Origin of the sequence: Kitasatospora sp. NPDC015120 (assembly GCF_043080305.1) — a bacterium.
Classification (GTDB): domain Bacteria; phylum Actinomycetota; class Actinomycetes; order Streptomycetales; family Streptomycetaceae; genus Kitasatospora.
On sequence record NZ_JBIBVJ010000023.1, the window covers coordinates 1 to 18,400 of the forward strand.

Annotated in this window: 17 protein-coding genes and 5 tRNA genes; 15 read left to right on the forward strand and 7 right to left on the reverse strand. The window is 73.2% G+C overall.

Features of this window, described 5'->3' with window-relative positions:
* Window positions 1-43 precede the first annotated feature (43 nt).
* The 3 genes from ACF1AK_RS31380 to ACF1AK_RS31390 all read right to left on the reverse strand — a co-directional run bounded on the left by ACF1AK_RS31380 (window position 44) and on the right by ACF1AK_RS31390 (window position 4,831).
* On the reverse strand, window positions 44-466 hold the full coding sequence (locus tag ACF1AK_RS31380; RefSeq protein ID WP_387680484.1) for a DUF742 domain-containing protein: 423 nt from the start codon (window positions 464-466) through the stop codon (window positions 44-46).
* 164 nt (window positions 467-630) lie between these two features.
* Window positions 631-1,044, reverse strand: a complete 414-nt coding sequence (locus tag ACF1AK_RS31385; protein WP_030312881.1) for a roadblock/LC7 domain-containing protein — start codon at window positions 1,042-1,044, stop codon at window positions 631-633.
* Window positions 1,045-1,054: 10 nt separating this feature from the next.
* Window positions 1,055-4,831: a nitrate- and nitrite sensing domain-containing protein gene (locus ACF1AK_RS31390; protein ID WP_391502240.1), complete on the reverse strand. Its 3,777-nt coding sequence runs from the start codon at window positions 4,829-4,831 to the stop codon at window positions 1,055-1,057.
* A 630-nt stretch (window positions 4,832-5,461) separates the two neighbouring features.
* Here ACF1AK_RS31390 and ACF1AK_RS31395 point away from each other — a divergent pair.
* The 8 genes from ACF1AK_RS31395 (at window position 5,462) to ACF1AK_RS31430 (ending at window position 8,913) form a co-directional block, all read left to right on the forward strand.
* Window positions 5,462-5,683 carry a hypothetical protein gene (locus tag ACF1AK_RS31395; RefSeq protein WP_391502241.1) on the forward strand — a complete coding sequence of 74 codons (222 nt, stop codon included), beginning with the start codon at window positions 5,462-5,464 and terminating at the stop codon, window positions 5,681-5,683.
* A 205-nt stretch (window positions 5,684-5,888) separates the two neighbouring features.
* Complete coding sequence (locus tag ACF1AK_RS31400; RefSeq protein WP_391502242.1) at window positions 5,889-6,689, forward strand: fumarylacetoacetate hydrolase family protein; 801 nt, start codon at window positions 5,889-5,891, stop codon at window positions 6,687-6,689.
* The gene (gene gltX / locus ACF1AK_RS31405) at window positions 6,682-8,178 is read left to right on the forward strand and encodes a glutamate--tRNA ligase (RefSeq protein WP_391502243.1); all 1,497 of its coding nucleotides are present in this window, start codon (window positions 6,682-6,684) and stop codon (window positions 8,176-8,178) included. Before ACF1AK_RS31400 ends, gltX begins: the two co-directional genes overlap by 8 nt.
* Window positions 8,179-8,404: 226 nt before the next feature.
* Window positions 8,405-8,476: transfer RNA gene (locus ACF1AK_RS31410), tRNA-Gln, on the forward strand.
* 42 nt (window positions 8,477-8,518) lie between these two features.
* Window positions 8,519-8,591: transfer RNA gene (locus ACF1AK_RS31415), tRNA-Glu, on the forward strand.
* Between the two features lie 27 nt (window positions 8,592-8,618).
* A tRNA-Glu gene (locus ACF1AK_RS31420) sits at window positions 8,619-8,691 on the forward strand.
* A gap of 26 nt (window positions 8,692-8,717) precedes the next feature.
* Window positions 8,718-8,790: transfer RNA gene (locus tag ACF1AK_RS31425), tRNA-Glu, on the forward strand.
* A gap of 48 nt (window positions 8,791-8,838) precedes the next feature.
* Window positions 8,839-8,913, forward strand: a tRNA-Gln gene (locus tag ACF1AK_RS31430).
* A 149-nt stretch (window positions 8,914-9,062) separates the two neighbouring features.
* On the opposite strand, the gene ACF1AK_RS31435 is transcribed toward ACF1AK_RS31430, so the two are convergent.
* The gene (locus tag ACF1AK_RS31435) at window positions 9,063-9,776 is read right to left on the reverse strand and encodes an IclR family transcriptional regulator (protein WP_030306825.1); all 714 of its coding nucleotides are present in this window, start codon (window positions 9,774-9,776) and stop codon (window positions 9,063-9,065) included.
* 233 nt (window positions 9,777-10,009) lie between these two features.
* Between ACF1AK_RS31435 and leuC the strand changes: the two genes are divergently transcribed.
* The 4 genes from leuC (at window position 10,010) to ACF1AK_RS31455 (ending at window position 13,435) form a co-directional block, all read left to right on the forward strand.
* Window positions 10,010-11,431: a 3-isopropylmalate dehydratase large subunit gene (leuC, locus tag ACF1AK_RS31440; protein ID WP_391502244.1), complete on the forward strand. Its 1,422-nt coding sequence runs from the start codon at window positions 10,010-10,012 to the stop codon at window positions 11,429-11,431.
* Window positions 11,432-11,436: 5 nt separating this feature from the next.
* Window positions 11,437-12,033, forward strand: a complete 597-nt coding sequence (gene leuD / locus ACF1AK_RS31445) for a 3-isopropylmalate dehydratase small subunit (RefSeq protein ID WP_391502245.1) — start codon at window positions 11,437-11,439, stop codon at window positions 12,031-12,033.
* Between the two features lie 183 nt (window positions 12,034-12,216).
* Window positions 12,217-12,564, forward strand: coding sequence for a hypothetical protein (locus ACF1AK_RS31450; RefSeq protein ID WP_380293512.1), 348 nt, complete (start codon window positions 12,217-12,219; stop codon window positions 12,562-12,564).
* Window positions 12,565-12,697: 133 nt separating this feature from the next.
* Window positions 12,698-13,435, forward strand: coding sequence for an HU family DNA-binding protein (locus tag ACF1AK_RS31455; RefSeq protein ID WP_391502246.1), 738 nt, complete (start codon window positions 12,698-12,700; stop codon window positions 13,433-13,435).
* A gap of 157 nt (window positions 13,436-13,592) precedes the next feature.
* Here ACF1AK_RS31455 and ACF1AK_RS31460 read toward each other — a convergent pair whose 3' ends face one another.
* Together ACF1AK_RS31460 and cofC are read right to left on the reverse strand one after the other, a co-directional pair.
* Entirely contained in the window at window positions 13,593-13,814 is a 222-nt protein-coding gene (locus tag ACF1AK_RS31460; RefSeq protein WP_391502247.1) for a hypothetical protein, read from the reverse strand.
* Between the two features lie 42 nt (window positions 13,815-13,856).
* Window positions 13,857-14,558 (reverse strand): 2-phospho-L-lactate guanylyltransferase, encoded by a 702-nt coding sequence (gene cofC / locus ACF1AK_RS31465; RefSeq protein WP_391502248.1) that lies wholly within the window; start codon window positions 14,556-14,558, stop codon window positions 13,857-13,859.
* A gap of 214 nt (window positions 14,559-14,772) precedes the next feature.
* Here cofC and ACF1AK_RS31470 point away from each other — a divergent pair, with 214 nt between their 5' ends.
* From ACF1AK_RS31470 to ACF1AK_RS31480, 3 genes are read left to right on the forward strand one after another with little or no spacing between them, the layout of a single operon-like run.
* Complete coding sequence (locus ACF1AK_RS31470) at window positions 14,773-15,600, forward strand: lysophospholipid acyltransferase family protein (RefSeq protein ID WP_391502249.1); 828 nt, start codon at window positions 14,773-14,775, stop codon at window positions 15,598-15,600.
* Window positions 15,597-16,598 carry an NAD(P)H-dependent glycerol-3-phosphate dehydrogenase gene (locus ACF1AK_RS31475; protein WP_391502250.1) on the forward strand — a complete coding sequence of 334 codons (1,002 nt, stop codon included), beginning with the start codon at window positions 15,597-15,599 and terminating at the stop codon, window positions 16,596-16,598. The genes ACF1AK_RS31470 and ACF1AK_RS31475 overlap by 4 nt, the downstream gene beginning before the upstream one ends.
* A 58-nt stretch (window positions 16,599-16,656) precedes the next feature.
* Window positions 16,657-17,799 (forward strand): D-alanine--D-alanine ligase family protein, encoded by a 1,143-nt coding sequence (locus tag ACF1AK_RS31480; protein ID WP_391502251.1) that lies wholly within the window; start codon window positions 16,657-16,659, stop codon window positions 17,797-17,799.
* Window positions 17,800-17,865: 66 nt separating this feature from the next.
* On the opposite strand, the gene ACF1AK_RS31485 is transcribed toward ACF1AK_RS31480, so the two are convergent.
* Window positions 17,866-18,384: a DUF3515 domain-containing protein gene (locus ACF1AK_RS31485; RefSeq protein ID WP_391502252.1), complete on the reverse strand. Its 519-nt coding sequence runs from the start codon at window positions 18,382-18,384 to the stop codon at window positions 17,866-17,868.
* Between the last annotated feature and the right edge of the window lie 16 nt (window positions 18,385-18,400).

Below are 18,400 nucleotides of genomic sequence, written 5' to 3' on the forward strand. Positions count from 1 at the left end.
GACGATCTTCGCGGAGGTGGTGGCGCGGGTGGGGGCGGCCGCGTTAGAGCTTGCGAAGTCCACTGAGGACCCTTTCGAGCAGCGTGACGTCGGGCGTTCCGCCCGACTCGCCCGCGGCGGCGGGCTGGTGGATGGCGACGAGGCCGGCCTCGGCCAGGTCGGCCACGAGGATGCGGGCGACACCGAGCGGGACACCGGCCAGGGCGGAGATCTCCGCGATGGACTTGACCTCCCGGCAGAGGCTGACGATCCGGGCATGCTCCGGCAGCAGCCCGCCGGTCCGCTCGGCGGAGCCGGTGGTCGAGATCAGCGCCTCGATCGCGAGCTGGTACCGGGGCCGGGTGCGGCCTCCGGTCATCGCGTAGGGGCGGACCAGCGGCTGCTGCTCGTAGCCGTCGGACTGCTGCCCGCCGTAGCCGCTGCCGTACCCGTTGCCGTAGCCGGCGGGTGTCGAAGGCGGGGTCATGGGTCCTCCTTGTGCTGCAGCCTGGGGCAGCCGGTTCCAGCTGGGGCGATGCCAGCTGAGGCGAGATCAGCTGCCTGAGGGTAGCTGAGGGTGGAACGCCGGGTCCGGTCGGGTCGGACCCGGCGGGGAGGTGGGACGGGTGGGGGGTACCGCTCAGGGTGCACTCAGTGCAGGAGACTGCCCTGGAGTTCTGCGCGGAGTGCGGGGGTGAGAACGGCGCCGGCGCGGTCGACGAGCAGGGCCATCTCGTAGCCGACCAGGCCGATGTCGGAGTCGGGGGCGGCGAGGACGGCGAGCGCGGAGCCGTCGCTGATGGCCATCAGGAAGAGGAAGCCGCGCTCCATCTCGACGACGGTCTGGTTGACCTCGCCGCCCTCGAAGATCCGGCTGGCGCCGGTGGTGAGGGAGGTGAGGCCGGAGGCGACGGCGGCGAGCTGGTCGGCGCGGTCGCGGGGGAACCCTTCGGACATGCACAGCAGGAGGCCGTCCGCGGAGACCACCACCGTGTGCGACACCCCGGGGGTGTTGTCCACGAAATTGGTGATCAGCCAGTTCAGGTTCTGTGCGGCCTGGCTCATCTGATTCAACTCAACGCTCCTGATGATCTGCGGCGTTGCCGTCGGTTCGGGCCCCGAAACTATCGAACCCGGGCTGCTGGGCACCATGGTGGAAACCGGACCGGTCCCCCTGGCCGCGGGTGCCCTGCCCCTGGTCGGCCTGCGGCCGGCCGCCCTGGCCCTGACCCGCCGCCTGCTCGGCGCCGGCCCGGCGGCCCTGCTGGATGCCGCGGCGCAGGTTGGTGAGACGGCCGCGGACCTCCTCGGGGGCCCGGGACACCTGGGGGCCGGTCAGCGGGGACGCCTCGGCGGTCCCGGAGACCAGGTTGGCCTGCGGGGTGCGCCGGGGGAGGCCCGACATGGTGACACCGCTGGTCGACGGCTCGCGGACCTGCTCGGCACGGCGCCAGCGCTCGTCGTTGGCCGACGGGCGCCACGGGGCGTCACCGGGCTGCGGCTGCTGGGCCTGCTGAGGGGCCTGCTGCTGGGGCTGGGCCTGCGGGGCGGGCGCCTGCTCCGAGTGGCCCGGGGCCGTGGTGCCGGGGCGGCGCGGCTGGTACGGCCGCGGCCGGCTCTGCTGCGGGGCCGGGCGGCCCTCCTCGCGCGGCCGGCCCTGACCGGCCGGCGCACCGCCGTCGGACGGCCCGGTGGGCAGCGCCATCGGCTCCTGCCGGACGGGCTGCTGCTGGACCGGCTGCTGCGGGGCCTGCGGCTGCTGCGGCCGGGCGGTCTGCTCCGGACGGGCCGGGTTCGGCATGGTCGGCAGCACCGGCTCCACCAGGCCGAGGCCCAGCGGGTCGCGCGGGTCGATGTCGCTGGCCTCGAACCGGGGGCGGGCGAACTGCTGGGTGCTCTCCACCGGACCGGGCTCGGCCGCGGGCAGCGGCTGGGCCGGCTGGACCTGCGGCAGCGGCTGGGTCTGCTGCTGCCGGTCGCCCGGCGCGGGCCGCTGCGGACGGCCGCCCTGGCCCTGCGGGCCCTGGGGGCCCTGGGGGCCGCGCGGACCCTGCGGACCCGCGCCCTGCGGCGGACGGCCCTGGCCGGGCCGCTGACGCTGCGGCAGCCCGTCCTGCGGACGCTCACCCGGGCGGGCGCCCTGCGGCGCGCCCGGACGGCCCGACTGGTCGGCCCAGCCGTGCTGCGGCTGCTCGCCGCCGCGGGCGGCGGGGACGCCGTCGCCCTGCGGCCGCTGACGGCCGGGGAGTCCGCCGCCCGGGCCGCCCTGCTGCGGGGCACCCTGCTGCGGGGCGCCGGGCTGCTGGCCGCGGCGGGGCAGGCCGCCGGGGCCGCCCTGCTGCGGGCCCGGTCGGCCCGGGGTGCGCTGCGGCAGGCCGCCCTGCTGCTTCGGAGCCTGCTGGCCGGGGCCGGGCTGGTTCGGGCCGGGCTGGTTGGGGGCCTGCTGGCCGGGGGTGCGCTGCGGCAGGCCGCCCTGCGGCGGGGTCTCGCGCAGCGACTGGCCGACCTGACGGGTCGGCAGGCCGCCGCCCGCGCCGGGACCGCCCTGGCCGCCCGGGCCGTTCTGACCGCCCTGACCGCCGGACGGGCCGGGGCCGCCCTGGCCGAGCTGCGGGCGGCCCTGCTGCGGGGCGCCGCCCGCCGGACCCTGGCCGAGCGCCGCCGGGCCGCCGGCGCGCCCGCCCGGACCGGCCGGGACCTGGCGCTGCTGGCGCGGCGTCGGGGCGACCCCGCGCTGCTGCTTGGGCTGGCCGCCGCCCTGGCCGCCGGGGCGGCCGGGGCCGCGGCGGTCGGCGGAGTTGGTGACGTCCACCGGGAGCATGACCAGCGCGGTGGTGCCACCGGAGTCGCTGGGGCGCAGCTGGATGCGGATGCCGTGGCGCAGGGACAGCCGGCCGACCACGAACAGGCCCATGCGGCGGGAGACGGAGACGTCCACCGTCGGCGGGTTGGCGAGGCGCTCGTTGATCTCGGCGAGGTCGTCCGGGCTCAGGCCGATGCCGGTGTCGTGGATCTCGACGAGCACCCGGCCGTCCGGCAGCGCGTGGCCGGTGACCCGGACGCGGGTCTGCGGGCTGGAGAACGAGGTGGCGTTCTCCAGCAGCTCGGCGAGCAGGTGGACGAGGTCGTTGACGACGCGGCCGGCGACCTCGGCCGACGGCACGGCGGCGAGTTCGATGCGCTCGTACTGCTCCACCTCGGAGGCGGCGGCGCGGAGCACGTCGACCAGCGGCACGGGGCGGGTCCAGCGGCGGCCCGGGTCCTCACCGGCGAGGACGAGGAGGTTCTCGCCGTTGCGGCGCATGCGGGTCGCGAGGTGGTCGAGCTTGAAGAGGTTGGCCAGCTGGTCCGGGTCCGCCTCGCGGCTCTCCAGCTCGGAGATGAGCGACAGCTGGCGCTGGATGAGGCCCTGGCTGCGGCGCGAGAGGTTGGTGAACATCGCGTTGATGTTGCCGCGCAGGAGGGCCTGCTCGGCGGCGAGGCGGACGGCCTCGCTGTGCACCATGTCGAAGGCGTGCGCCACGTGGCCGATCTCGTCGGCGGAGTCGACGCCGACCGGCTCGACGGTGACGTCCACGTCGTGCGGGTCGGTCTCGGAGAGGGTCTTGACCAGCTCGGGCAGCCGCCGCTCGGCGACGTCCTCGGCCGCGGACTGCAGACGGGTCAGCGAGCGCACCATGGAGCGGGCGATCAGACCGGCGCCACCGAGGGCGACGAGGAGCACCAGCGCGACGGCGGCACCGATGATCAGCGCCTCGGTGTCGGCCTGGGACTGGAGCTCCTGGGCCTTGCCGTCGAGGTCCTCGATGAGCTTGGACTCGATCCGGCGCTCGGCGGCGATCTTGGCGGTGGACTGCTCGTACCAGTCCTTGTAGCTGACGGCCTCGCTCTGGTGGATACCGCTCTGCTGGAGGATCGAGCGCGCGTAGCGGTCGGCGGCCGCGACGACCGAGTTGTAGCTCAGCTGGCCGCGCAGGTTGTCCAGGTCGTGCGAGGTGTAGATGTTGTTGAAGCCGGTGAGCGCGTTGTCGTAGGACGCCTTCAGCCGGATGCCGAAGGACTCGTCGCTCAGGCTGAGGTCCGGGCCGCCGGGGTTGGCGAGCGCGGCGCTGATCAGCGCGCGCTGCTGCGAGGTGGTGTTCTTGGCGAGCGAGAACTGCTGCAGGGCGCGGGTCGCGCGGACCAGCTCGCGGTTGTTGGACGCGAGCGCGATGTCCTGGGTGATCGCCAGCAGGTCGCGGATGATCACGTCGTACGCGGTGATCGTGGTCTGGATGTTCTGGTTGTTCTGGTACGGGTTGCTGCGCGCGTCGGAGACGGCGTTCAGGTCCTTGCGGATCTGGACGAGCAGCGCCTTGCCGCCGGAGAGCTCCAGGTTCTCGAACTTGTCCGAGGACGCGGTGAAGGTGCGGCTGAGGTCGTCGGTGACCTTGCGGGCCGCGACGATGTCGTCGTCCAGCGGCGCGTTGGGCTTGGCGGTGATGGGGCCGGCGCTGACGTCCCGCTCGTTCTGCAGGGCGTTGGCGAGGTCGGTCGCCTTCTTCGCGAGGTCCGAGAGGTTGGCCATCTGGGCCAGCTGCTGCGAGGTCTCCAGCGAGGTCTGGATGCGCAGGCCGCCGAGGACCAGCGCGACCAGGACCGGGAGCGCGAGCAGGGCGATCAGCTTGCTGCGGATCCGCCAGTTGCGCATGGCGAGGCGGCTCATGCCCTTGGCGCGCCGGCGGGTCAGGGAGCTGCGGAGCTTGCCGCGCTTCGACGTCCGCTCCGGACCCTCCTCCTCGGGCCGGCCGATCACGTCGGGTGCCGGTTCGGGCGGGCTGCCGGGGGCCGCCGCCGGTTGGGGGGCTGCCACGGGCTCACGCGACTCCGGGTCACCCGCGGCGCCGCTACCCCTTTTGAAACGTCCCTGCACTGGCGTCGCAACCTCTGGACCGGGCGTCCCGCCGCGTCGCCACGGCCTGGACGGTGTCGAGTTTCCATCCGCACCCCGGCCGGTCCGGGAGAGCGGGTCACCGGGGTGGACAGCTCCCTACCCACGGTCCGTGGCATTCCAGCACAGCCGGGGAATCCCAACAAGGGCGGACGGGACACATCGGACGGCACTACGCACCGCGCGCGGGTTCTCACCGACTGTGCGGTAAACGGACCGGAATACCGCCTTTTTCGGACACTCGTCGGATGCATGCCAAGCCGACCCGAGATCAACACGTGGGGCGGAGCTTCGGGTATGCCCGATATATCCGATATGCCGGTAAAGGGTGATGAAGCGATATGTCGGATATCTGAGATATGTTCCATGATTTGTGGCGAAAATCACAGATGAATGTGTAGCTTTGGTCACGGTGACTGTGGAAAGAGATCCGTAACCTGGCTGTATCCGGACCACGGCCCCGTACAGCCTGCCCGGAATCCCCCCGAATCACTCCAGGCCGGGTGCCGACCGCGGTCGGTGGTCCGGCCGCGACCTTGAGGTGCTGACGAGATGTCCCAGCCGAACACGGCCTCCACGTCCCCGCTGACCAGCCGCTCCACGGCGAACCCGCGCCGGACCACGCTGGCCTCGGTCGAGGACTTCGGCCGGATCCCCGGCGCCCGCGGGCCCGAGAACGTCGCGACCTACGCGGCCGAGCTGCCGGCCTCGACCGCCAACCCGCGTCGCACCCGGCTGATGACCGCCCCGGCGGTGAACGTCCCGCAGGCCTGAGGCGTTCCGCACGCGTCCCGACGGGCGCCGTCACCGCAGGTGACGGCGCCCGTTCGTTTCGGCGCGGGCGGCCGCGGCGGGCCGGTCCGGGGCTCGCGCGATAGCCTGGGCAGCGATCGAGCGGGCCCGGTCCGACGTGGACGCGGCGCCCGCCAGCGCCCGGGGCGCGCCCCGGGCGGCCGTCCGAACGAGGGGTAGCCCAGCCGTGCGCATTGCCAGGTTTTCCGTCCGGGAAGGGAGCCCTGCCGCCGGCAGCGTCTCCTTCGGTGTGGTCGAGGGCGACCCGGCCCGGCCCGAGTCGCTGGTGGTCCACGCCCTGGCCGGCCACCCGTTCGGCCAGCCCCAGCCGACCGGCGAGAGCTACCGCTTCCAGGACGTCCGGCTGCTCAGCCCGATGCTGCCCAACAAGATCGTCGCGGTCGGCCGCAACTACGCCGCGCACGCCGCCGAGCTGGGCAACACCGTCCCGGACGTCCCGCTCACCTTCTTCAAGCCGTCCACCTCGGTGATCGGCCCGACCGAGAGCATCGCCTACCCGCCGTTCTCCTCGGACGTCCAGCACGAGGCCGAACTCGCCGTGGTGATCGGCCGGATGTGCCGCGAGGTGCCGCTGGAGCGGGTCCCCGAGGTGATCCTCGGCTACACCTGCGCCAACGACGTCACCGCGCGCGACGTCCAGCAGCGCGAGGGCCAGTGGGCCCGCGCCAAGGGCTTCGACACCGCCTGCCCGCTCGGCCCGTGGATCGAGACCGACCTCGACCCGTCCGACCTCGCCATCACCTGCACGGTCAACGGCGAGCTGCGGCAGACCGGCCGCACCTCGCTGATGGTCCGCTCGGTGGCCGAGCTGATCGTGCACATCTCCGAGGCCATGACGCTGCTGCCGGGCGACGTCGTGCTCACCGGCACCCCCGCCGGGGTGGGCCCGATCAGCGTCGGCGACGAGGTCGCCGTGACGGTCGAGGGCATCGGCACCCTCGCCAACACGGTGGTCAAGCGTGGCTGACGCGCCGGGCGTGCGGGTGCGCTTCTGCCCGTCCCCGACCGGCAACCCGCACGTGGGCCTGGTCCGCACCGCCCTGTTCAACTGGGCCTTCGCCCGCCACCACGGCGGCACGCTGGTCTTCCGGATCGAGGACACCGACGCGGCCCGCGACTCCGAGGAGTCCTACGAGCAGCTGCTCGACGCGATGAGGTGGCTCGGTCTCGACTGGGACGAGGGCCCCGAGGTGGGCGGCCCGCACGCGCCGTACCGCCAGTCGCAGCGGATGGACGTCTACGCGGACGTCGCCCGCCGGCTGCACGAGGCGGGCCACGCCTACCACTGCTACTGCTCCACCGAGGAGCTGGACGCCCGCCGCGAGGCCGCCCGCGCGGCGGGCCGGCCGTCCGGCTACGACGGCCACTGCCGGGACCTGACGGACGACCAGATCGCCGTGTTCCGCCTGGAGCGGCGCGAGCCGGTCCTGCGCTTCCGGATGCCGGACACCACGATCGCCTTCGACGACCTGGTGCGCGGCCGGCTCTCCTTCGAACCGGAGAACGTCCCGGACTACGGCATCGTCCGGGCCAACGGCGCACCGCTCTACACCCTGGTCAACCCGGTGGACGACGCCCTGATGGGCATCACCCACGTGCTGCGCGGCGAGGACCTGCTCTCCTCGACCCCGCGCCAGATCGCGCTCTACGCCGCACTCGCCGACATCGGGGTCGGGGACGGGAGCACCCCGCGCTTCGGCCACCTGCCGTACGTGATGGGCGAGGGCAACAAGAAGCTCTCCAAGCGCGACCCGCAGGCCTCGCTCAACCTGTACCGGGAGCGCGGCTTCATCCCCGAGGGGCTGCTCAACTACCTCTCGCTGCTGGGCTGGTCGCTCGCCGAGGACCGCGACGTCTTCACGGTGGACGAGCTGGTCGCGGCCTTCGACATCGGCAGGGTCAACGCCAACCCGGCCCGCTTCGACCTGAAGAAGTGCGAGGCGGTCAACGCCGACCACCTGCGCCGGCTGGCCCCGGAGGACTTCGTCCGCCGCCTGGTGCCGTACCTCCGGGCCGCGGGCCTGCTGCCGGCCGAGCCGTCGGACGGGCAGCTGGAGCTGCTGGCGAAGGTGGCGCCGCTCACCCAGCAGCGGATGGTGGTGCTCGGCGAGATCGTCGGCATGGCCGGTTTCCTGTTCGTCGCGCCCGAGGACTTCGCCGTCGACCCGCAGGACGCCGCCAAGGTGCTCACCGCGGACGCCCGGCCGGTGCTGGAGGCGGGCATCGGGGCGCTGGAGGCGCTCGGCGACTTCGCCCCGGAGCCGATCCGGGCCGCGCTGCACGAGGCCCTGGTGGAGGGCCTGGGCATCAAGCCGAAGTCCGCCTTCACCCCGCTGCGGGTGGCGGTGACCGGCCGGCGGGTCTCCCCGCCGCTCTTCGAGTCGATGGAGCTGCTCGGGCGCCCCGAGACGCTGCGCCGGCTGAACGCCGCGCTGGCGGCCCTGCCGGCGGCCTGACCTCGCCCGCGGGCCCGGCCGCGCACCGGGCCCGCGGCCTCCCCGGACGTCACCGGACGGCCCCCCGCCCGCTGCCTGGGGTTATCGATTTTGGAGCCGGGGCGGACGTCGGGTAATGTTCTTTCTGCGCCGCCCGGGAGGGCAACGGCGCGGGAGCGAAAGCCCCCGCCGGAGCCGGAGCGGAAGGCGCGAGCTGGAGGGTGACCCGACAGGGTTTCAACTCCGGTGGGGTATGGTGTAATTGGCAGCACGAGTGATTCTGGTTCATTTAGTCTAGGTTCGAGTCCTGGTACCCCAGCGCAGTACCCCGGTCCTCCGGGACCGTACAACTCAAGATCAAGCCCCCGTTGTGTAGCGGCCTAGCACGCTGCCCTCTCACGGCAGTAGCGCCGGTTCGAATCCGGTCGGGGGTACGGATCCCGCAAGGGATCGCCTGGAAAGCCCCCGTTGTGTAGCGGCCTAGCACGCCGCCCTCTCAAGGCGGTAGCGCCGGTTCGAATCCGGTCGGGGGTACTGGTTCCGCGAGGAACCGCCAGGAAGCCCCCGTTGTGTAGCGGCCTAGCACGCTGCCCTCTCACGGCAGTAGCGCCGGTTCGAATCCGGTCGGGGGTACCGAAGCACGAAGCCGATGGGTCTTCTCATCGGCTGCTTGCTTTGTTTTGGGGTATGGTGTAATTGGCAGCACGAGTGATTCTGGTTCACTTAGTCTAGGTTCGAGTCCTGGTACCCCAGCCAGAAAAGCAGAGCCCCGTTTCCCGGGGCCCTTTTCGTTTTTCCGGCCCGGGAATCCGGCCGGCCCGGAAGGCCCCGCCCGGCATCGAGCGGGGCCTTTTTCGCATTCCAGTGGGGGAGTGGGGGAGCGGGGGCGGGGGAACGGCCCGGGGTCAGCTGCGGCGCAGGGCCTCGGTGAGGCGGTTCGCGGCCTCGATGATGGCCTGGGCGTGCAGACGCCCCGGGTGACGGGTCAGGCGCTCGATCGGGCCGGAGACCGAGACGGCGGCCACGACGCGGTTGGAGGGGCCGCGGACCGGCGCGGAGACGGACGCCACGCCCGGCTCCCGCTCGCCGATCGACTGGGCCCAGCCGCGCCGCCGGACGCCGCTGAGCGCGGTGGCGGTGAAGCGGGCGCCCTGGAGGCCGCGGTGGAGCCGCTCGGGCTCCTCCCAGGCCAGCAGGACCTGGGCGGCCGAGCCGGCCTTCATCGGCAGGGTGCTGCCGACCGGGACGGTGTCCCGCAGGCCGGAGAGTCGCTCGGCGGCCGCGACGCAGATCCGCATCTCGCCCTGCCGGCGGTAGAGCTGTGCGCTCTCGCCGGTGACGTCGCGCAGATGGGTGAGGACCGGGCCCGCGGTGGCGAGCAGCCGGTCCTCGCCCGCCGCGGCGGAGAGTTCGGACAGGCGGGGACCGAGGATGAAACGTCCCTGCATGTCCCTGGTGACCAGGCGGTGGTGTTCGAGTGCGACGGCGAGTCGGTGGGCCGTGGGGCGCGCCAGACCGGTGGCGGCGACCAGCCCCGCCAACGTGGCGGGGCCCGACTCCAGTGCGCTCAGCACCAGAGCGGCCTTGTCGAGAACGCCGACGCCGCTAGAGTTGTCCATGCGCTAAGACTGCAGTCTCATTCCGCGAGACGCAAGTTCAATCTTCGGCGAAAAGCGCCACTCTGGATGCAGCAGCCCGGGAGAACTCCAGGATGCGGCTCCGTCGAGGCGTCCGCATCGTGGACACCGATCCGGCGTGCAGGCCGCGCGACGCGTGCCGCACAGGGGCGGCGACAGCTTTGACCCCGACGACACAGAGAAGGCCGGCAACGCGGCCGGCTGGAGGGAACCCGATGGGACGGACACTCGCAGAGAAGGTCTGGGACGACCACGTCGTCCGGCGCGCGGAGGGCGAGCCCGACCTGCTCTTCATCGACCTGCACCTGCTCCACGAGGTGACCAGCCCGCAGGCCTTCGACGGCCTCCGGCTGGCCGGGCGCACGGTCCGCCGCACCGATCTCACGATCGCCACCGAGGACCACAACACCCCGACCCTGGACATCGACAAGCCGATCGCCGACCCGGTCTCCAGGGTCCAGCTGGAGACCCTGCGCAAGAACGCGGCCGAGTTCGGCGTCCGGATCCACTCGCTGGGCGACGTCGAGCAGGGCGTCGTGCACGTGGTCGGCCCGCAGCTGGGCCTGACCCAGCCCGGCACCACGGTCGTCTGTGGCGATTCCCACACCTCCACCCACGGCGCCTTCGGTGCGCTGGCGTTCGGCATCGGCACCAGCCAGGTCGAGCACGTGCTGGCCACCCAGACCCTGCCGCTGGCCCCGTTCCGGACCATGGCGATCACCGTCGAGGGCGAGCTGCCCGAGGGTGTCACCGCCAAGGACCTCATCCTGGCGATCATCGCCAGGATCGGCACCGGCGGCGGCCAGGGCTACGTCCTGGAGTACCGCGGCTCGGCGATCCGCAGCCTCTCCATGGAGGCCCGGATGACCGTCTGCAACATGTCCATCGAGGCGGGCGCCCGGGCCGGCATGATCGCCCCCGACGAGACCACCTTCGCCTACCTGGAGGGCCGCCCGCACGCCCCGCAGGGCGAGGACTGGGACGCCGCGGTCGCGTACTGGAAGACCCTGGTCACCGACGAGGACGCGGTCTTCGACCACGAGATCTTCATCGACGCGAGCGAGCTGACCCCGTTCGTCACCTGGGGCACCAACCCCGGCCAGGGCGCCCCGCTCGGCTCCGCCGTCCCGGACCCGGCCTCCTTCGCCGACCCGCAGGAGCGGATCGCCGCGGAGAACGCCCTGGCCTACATGGGCCTGGAGGCCGGCACCCCGCTGCGCGAGGTGAAGGTCGACGCGGTCTTCGTCGGCTCCTGCACCAACGGCCGGATCGAGGACCTGCGCGCCGCGGCCGACCTGCTGCGCGGGCGCCGGATCGCCGACGGCGTGCGGATGCTGGTCGTCCCCGGCTCCGTGCGGGTCGCCCTGCAGGCCGTCGAGGAGGGCCTGGACAAGGTGTTCACCGCGGCCGGCGCCGAGTGGCGGCACGCGGGCTGCTCGATGTGCCTGGGCATGAACCCCGACCAGCTCGCCCCCGGCGAGCGCTGCGCCTCGACCTCGAACCGCAACTTCGAGGGGCGCCAGGGCAAGGGCGGCCGCACCCACCTGGTCTCGCCGCAGGTCGCCGCCGCGACCGCCGTCCTGGGCCGCCTGGCGGCCCCCGCCGATCTGGTGGCCGACGCCGCCGTGGAGGTCTGAGCACCATGGAGAAGTTCACCACCCACACCGGCCGGGCCGTGCCGCTGCGCCGCAGCAACGTCGACACCGACCAGATCATCCCCGCCCACTGGCTCAAGAAGGTCACCCGTTCCGGTTTCGAGGACGGGCTGTTCGAGGCCTGGCGCAAGGACGAGTCCTTCGTCCTCAACCGCCCCGAGCGCCGGGGCGCGACCGTCCTGGTGGCCGGCCCGGAGTTCGGCACCGGCTCCTCCCGCGAGCACGCGGTCTGGGCCCTGCAGAACTACGGCTTCCACGCGGTGATCTCCTCGCGGTTCGCCGACATCTTCCGGGGCAACTCGCTGAAGAACGGCCTGCTGACCGTGGTCCTCCCGCAGGAGGCCGTGGAGCGGCTCTGGGAGCTGACCGAGGCCGACCCGGCCGCCGAGATCACCGTCGACCTGGAGGCCCGCGAGGTCCGCGCCGGCGGCGTGACCACGCCGTTCGAACTGGACGACAACGTGCGGTGGCGGCTGCTCAACGGCCTGGACGACATCAGCATCACCCTGCAGAACGAGCCGGACATCGCCGCGTTCGAGGCCCGTCGCCCCGCGTTCAAGCCGCGGACCCTGCCGGTGGCCTGAGATCCCGTTCTGAACAAGCATTCTGACGAACCGCCGGATGGCCCGCTCCCCCTCGGGGGGGCGGGCCATCCGGCGTTCCGGGCGAGGAGTTGTGCCCGTCCGGCGCCCCCGGATTGGGGATTCGGTTTTGCGACGGAGGGCCCCGCAGCATGCACAACTGCGCGTAGATGGCACAATCAGTGCATGCACCGGCACCATGAACCTCCGTACGCGGGCGGCCAACCCGCGTCACCGGAGTCCACGGGCCGGGGATCCGAACGCCGAATTGACGATCGGCCGGACGCCGCAACCTCACCTGCTGAGGGGCCGGACGACCCGGAAGTCGCAGCGCTCTTCGCGCTTGTGGCCGAGCGGTTGAAGCAAGCTCACGACCGCGTGCATGCGCTGAACGTGTCTGCCGATGCAAAGACCGCTCTCACCCGTCAACTGCTCATCGTCACGGAGACCGCCAAGCGCGATCTTCCGGAGGCGGCGCGGCGGTTGAGTCGCTTTGTGCAGGACCTCGACGAGGGGCGCCCGCCCGTCGACTGAGGTCGCCGACGCGCAAATCCATTGCGACACTAGGGTGATTCGCGCGTTTGGTAATTGAAAGTCCGCAGATACATACCTAACGTGCGAAATGAACGGATGGAATCATCCGGCGCCCGTTTCCGAAGGGGAAGACGTGAACAAGGCTCAGCTTGTCGAAGCGGTGGCCGAGCAGCTGGGCGGTCGCAAGGCTGCCGCAGAGGCCGTCGACGCAGTGCTCGACACCATGGTGCGCGCCGTCGTGGCCGGCGACCGCGTTTCGGTCACCGGTTTCGGCACCTTTGAGAAGGTGGAGCGCTCCGCGCGCTTCGCCCGCAACCCGCAGACCGGCGAGAAGGTCAAGGTCAAGAAGACCTCCGTGCCGCGCTTCCGCCCCGGTCAGGGCTTCAAGGACCTGGTCAGCGGCGCCAAGAAGCTGCCGAAGGAAGGCCCCTCGGTGAAGAAGGCCCCCAAGGGCTCCCTCACCCCGGGCAAGAGCGGCGTCGCCGCCACCCCGGCCGCCAAGCGGGCCGCCACCAAGCGTGCCGCCACGGCCGCCGCCGCTGCCGCCGCGACCCCGGCCAAGAAGGCCGCCGCCAAGAAGGCGACCGCCACCAAGGCGACCGCCACCAAGGCCGCCGCCCCGGCGAAGAAGACCACGGCCGCCGCCAAGAAGGCGACCGCCACCAAGAAGACCACCACCGCCGCCGCGAAGAAGACCACCGCGACCGCGACCAAGAAGACCGCGGCCGCCGCCAAGAAGACGGCGACCACGGCCGCCGCCAAGAAGACCACCGCGACCGCCAAGAAGGCGACCGCCACGGCCAAGAAGACGGCGCCGGCGAAGAAGACCGCCACCCGCAAGACCACCGCGCGCAAGACCTCCGCCAAGTAGTCACCGCGCGTCCTCGCCGGACGGCCTTCGGGAGCCGTGGTGCCGCCCTCCCCCGGAATTCCGGGAAGGGCGGTGCCACGGCTCTCCGCTTTTCCGGGATTTCCCGGGAGCGGGCCGGTGCCGGGGCGGGGGAAGCGGTGCCGGGGCGGCCCGGGGTTCAGCCCGCGGCCGGGTCCGGGAAGGTCTGCAGCGTCACGAAGACCACCCGGCGGGCGGCGCCGCTGCCCTCGGTGCGGATCCGCACCCGCTGGCCCGGGCGCAGCAGCCGCAGGCCCCCGGCGTCGAAGGCGGCCGCGTCGAACGGCACCGGGGTCCCGTCGTCGAGCAGCACGGAGCCGGCCCGGGTGGCGGGGTCGAAGGTGAACGCGGTGGCCTGCATGGCAGCAGCATAGCGAGGGCCGCCGACAGGCCCCGGTCCGTCTCAGCGGGCCCGCAGCGCCGGCAGGTGGCCGAGCCGGGCGGCCAGGGCGGTGGTGTGCGGGCCGACGCCGAGCGCCAGCGCCTCGGCCAGGTCCCCCCCGGTGTCGACGTCCCGGCGGACCGACTCCACGCCGGTCAGCCGCAGTTCGCGGGCGCCACCGGCCGCGTGCCGGGCGCGCGAGCCCTCCCCGAACGCGGGAGCGAGCGGGCTGCCCGGGGCGCAGGCCAGCAGGGTGGTGCCGAGCCCGGGGGCGTCCGGCAGGAAGGCCCGGCCGGCCGCGGGCACGGCGTCCAGCACCCGGCCCAGCTCGGCGGGGCGCAGCGCCGGCAGGTCGGCCGAGAGCGCGGCCAGCGGCGCGCCGGGAGCGAGGACCCGCGCGGTCGCCGCGCCGTGCGCCAGGGCCTCGTTGAGGCCGCCCCCGGGCTCGTCGTCGACCACCAGGGCGCCGAGCGCGGCCAGCCGGGCGCCGGCCCCGGTGTCCCGGGTGACCACCAGGACGCGGCCGACCCCGGGCGCGGCCAGGGCGGCGGTGACGGTGTCCAGGGCGAAGGAGAGCGCGAGGTCGGGGCGGTGCGGGCCGGCGAACGGGGCCAGCCGGGACTTGGCCCGGGCGAGCCGCTTGAGCGGCAGCACCAGCGACCAGCCGGCGGCGGGTGCGGCGGGCGCGACGGGCCCGCTGGGGCGTACGGTGTCCTGGGTCATCGGCGTCATTGTGACGCCGGTCCCGGAGCCCTCGCCAGGCCGTCCGAGCTGTGCGGACGTGCGTTTGATCACGGCCGCGCGGAGGGCGGGCGGGGTTGCTCGACAGCCGGTGAGCGGTCGGGCGAGACTGTTCCGCGCCCGTGCCCCGAAAGGCCTCGGACGCCAGATCGACCGCGGCACCCCAGCGTGCCGCACGGACAGAGGAGGACCTGGGGTGGCCCGCCGCTCGTACGCCAGCTTCGGCAACGCCGACTACGGCTTCTGGTACCGCTTTGCGGCCGTGCTGGTGAAACCGGTGACGACCGCCCTGGTCAAGCCGGACTGGCGCGGCTGGGAGCACCTCCCCAAGGAGGGCGGCTTCATCGCCGCGGTCAACCACAACTCGATCATCGACCCGGTGGTGTACGCGCACTGGCAGTACAACAGCGGGCGGCCGCCGCGGATCCTCGGGAAGTCCTCGCTCTTCTCGGTGCCGTTCATCGGCTTCATGCTCCGCAAGACCGGCCAGATCCCGGTGTTCCGCGAGTCGACCGACGCGGCGCAGGCGTTCCGGGCGGCCATCGACGCCGTCAACCGGGGCCAGTGCGTGCAGTTCTACCCGGAGGGCACGCTCACCCGGGATCCGGACCTGTGGCCGATGACCGGCAAGAGCGGTGTCGCCCGGGTGGCGCTGATGACCGGCGCGCCGGTCATCCCGGTGGCCCACTGGGGCGCCCACGAGATCATCCCGCCGTACGGCAAGGGCGCCTCGGGCAAGGGCAAGTTCAACCTCTTCCCGCGCCACCGGGTGACCGTGGCGGCCGGACCGGCCGTCGACCTGAGCAAGTACCAGGGCCAGGAGCTGACCGCCCAGGTGCTGCGCGACGCCACCGAGGACATCATGGCGGCGATCACCGACGTGCTGGCCGGCATCCGCGGCGAGGAGCCGCCCGCCGAGCGGTACGACATGCGCGAGGCCGCCCGCAGGCGGGCCGCCGCCGCGGCGGCCCGCAGGCCGGACCGGGCCCGGGGCACCGACGAGCGCGGGGAGGACGCCAAGTGACCCGCTGCGCCGTGTTCGGCACCGGTTCCTGGGGCACCGCGTTCGCGATGGTGCTCGCCGACGCCGGCTGCGAGGTGACCCTCTGGGGCCGTCGCCAGGAGCTGGCGGACGCCGTCAACGCCACCCACACCAACCCGGACTACCTGCCCGGCATCCGGCTGCCCGACTCCGTGCGGGCCACCACCGACCCCGCCGAGGCGCTGGCCGGCGCGGACTTCGCGGTGCTGGTGGTGCCCTCGCAGACGCTGCGCGAGAACCTGGCCGCCTGGGCGCCGCTGCTGGAGCCGCAGACCGTCCTGGTCAGCCTGATGAAGGGCATCGAACTCGGTACCGCCAAGCGGATGAGCGAGGTCGTCGGCGAGGTCGCCGGGGTCGGCCCGGAGCGGATCGCCGTGGTCAGCGGGCCGAACCTGGCCCGGGAGATCGCCAACCGGCAGCCGGCCGCCAGTGTGGTCGCCTGCACCGACGAGGCGGTCGCCAAGCGGCTCCAGGCGGCCTGCCACACGCCGTACTTCCGCCCGTACACCAACACCGACGTGATCGGCTGCGAGCTCGGCGGGGCGGTCAAGAACGTGATCGGCCTGGCGGTCGGCATGGCCGACGGCATGGGGCTCGGCGACAACACCAAGGCGACGCTGATCACCCGCGGGCTCGCCGAGACCACCCGGCTGGGGCTGGCGCTCGGCGCCGACCCGTACACCTTCGCCGGGCTGGCGGGCATGGGCGACCTGGTGGCGACCTGCTCCTCGCCGCTGTCGCGCAACCACACCTTCGGCACCAACCTGGGCCGGGGCATGTCGCTCGCCGAGACCATCGCGGCCACCCGGCAGACCGCCGAGGGCGTCAAGTCCTGCGAGTCGGTGCTCGACCTGGCCCGGCGCAACGGCGTCGACATGCCGATCGTCGAAGCGGTGGTGGACGTCGTCCACCACGGCCGGCCCACCCAGGAGGCGCTGCAGGCGCTGATGTCCCGCTCGGCCAAGCCCGAGCGCCACTGAGCCCCGCCCGGGTCGGTCGGCCCCGCGGCCCCGGCCTCGGGGTACCCTTCGTCGCGATATGAGCATCGAACAGACCTCCCAGAACCCGTCCGGGAAGCCGCGGGTCGCCGTCGTGTTCGGCGGCCGCAGCTCCGAGCACGCCATCTCGGTCTCGACCGCGGGCAGCGTGCTGAAGGCGATCGACCGCGACACGTACGAGGTGCTGCCGATCGGCATCACCCACGAGGGCCGCTGGGCGCTGGTCAGCGACGAGCCGGCCCGGATGGCGATCACCGACGGCCGGCTGCCGGACGTCTCCCACGTCGCGGAGTCGACCGAGGGCCAGGTCGCGCTGCCGCTCGGCCCCGGCAGCCGCGAGGTGGTCTGGAGCGAGCCCGGCAGCGCCCCCAAGGCGCTCGGCGAGGTGGACGTGGTCTTCCCGCTGCTGCACGGGCCGTGGGGCGAGGACGGCACCCTGCAGGGTCTGCTGGAGCTCTCCGGCGTGCCCTACGTCGGCAACGGCGTGCTCGCCAGCGCGGCGGGCATGGACAAGGAGTTCACCAAGCGCCTGCTTGCCTCGCACGGCCTGGGCGTCGGGCGCTACACCGTGGTCCGGCCGCGCGAGTGGGAGACCGAGGAGGGCCGGGCCGCCGTCCGCGAGCGCGCCTCGGGCCTCGGGCTGCCGCTGTTCGTGAAGCCCTGCCGGGCCGGCTCCAGCATGGGCATCACCAAGGTCAAGGACCTCTCCGACCTCGACGCCGCGATCGAGGAGGCCCGCCGGCACGACCCCAAGCTGATCATCGAGGCGGGCGTCGCCGGCCGCGAGATCGAGTGCGCGGTGCTGGAGTTCGAGGACGGCCCGCGGGCCAGCGTCCCGGCCGAGATCCTGGTCGGCGGCGGCTACGAGTTCTACGACTTCGAGGCGAAGTACATCGACTCCTCCGAGGTCCGGATCCCGGCCGAGCTCTCCGCGGAGGAGACCGCCGAGATCCGCCGGCAGGCGATCGCCGCGTTCGAGGCGCTCGGCTGCGAGGGCCTGGCCCGGGTCGACTTCTTCCTGCTGGAGGACGGCAGCTGGATGGTCAACGAGGTCAACACCATGCCCGGCTTCACCCCGATCTCGGCCTACCCGAAGATGTGGGAGGCCAGCGGGCTGTCGTACCCGGAGCTGATCGACCGGCTGCTGAAGGCGGCGCTGCGCCGCCCGACCGGTCTGCGCTGACCGTACGCAACGGCGGAGGGCGGCCCCGGAACCCCGGGGCCGCCCTCCGTTCGCGCCGGGGCGCGGTCAGGGGACGGTCGCCCTGACCACGTCGGAGAGCGCGGCGGCGGCGTCCAGCGGATTGCCGGTGGCCCCGCCGGGCACGGTCACCTCGACGAAGACGGCGCGCTGGGTGGCGGTGAAGCGGTAGCCGCCGTCGGCCAGCGGCTCGGGCCACCAGGTGACGTCGTTGACCGTCGGCGAGATCTCCTTCTGCTTCTCGTCGACCAGCCCCTCGGGGTGCGGCACGCCGCAGCGCAGCACGATGCGCGGCGAGGACGCCCAGGCGGCGACGTACGGGGAGGCCGGGGACGGGTCCTTGCGGGCGTGGCCGAGCAGTTCCTGCGGCAGCGCGGCCTGGAGCGCGCGGCAGTACTCGGCGGCCTTGCCGCGCGGCTCGGGCGTCTCGACCTTCGGCTCGGCGGGCGCGCCCCAGCTGCCGAGCAGCACGAGGACGGTGCAGGCGAGCGCGGTCGGCACCGCCAGCCACCGGACCGGGGCCGGCAGTGCCGCGAGGAAGCGGGGGGCTCGGAGTTCTCGGGTCACCCGCCGATGGTAAGCG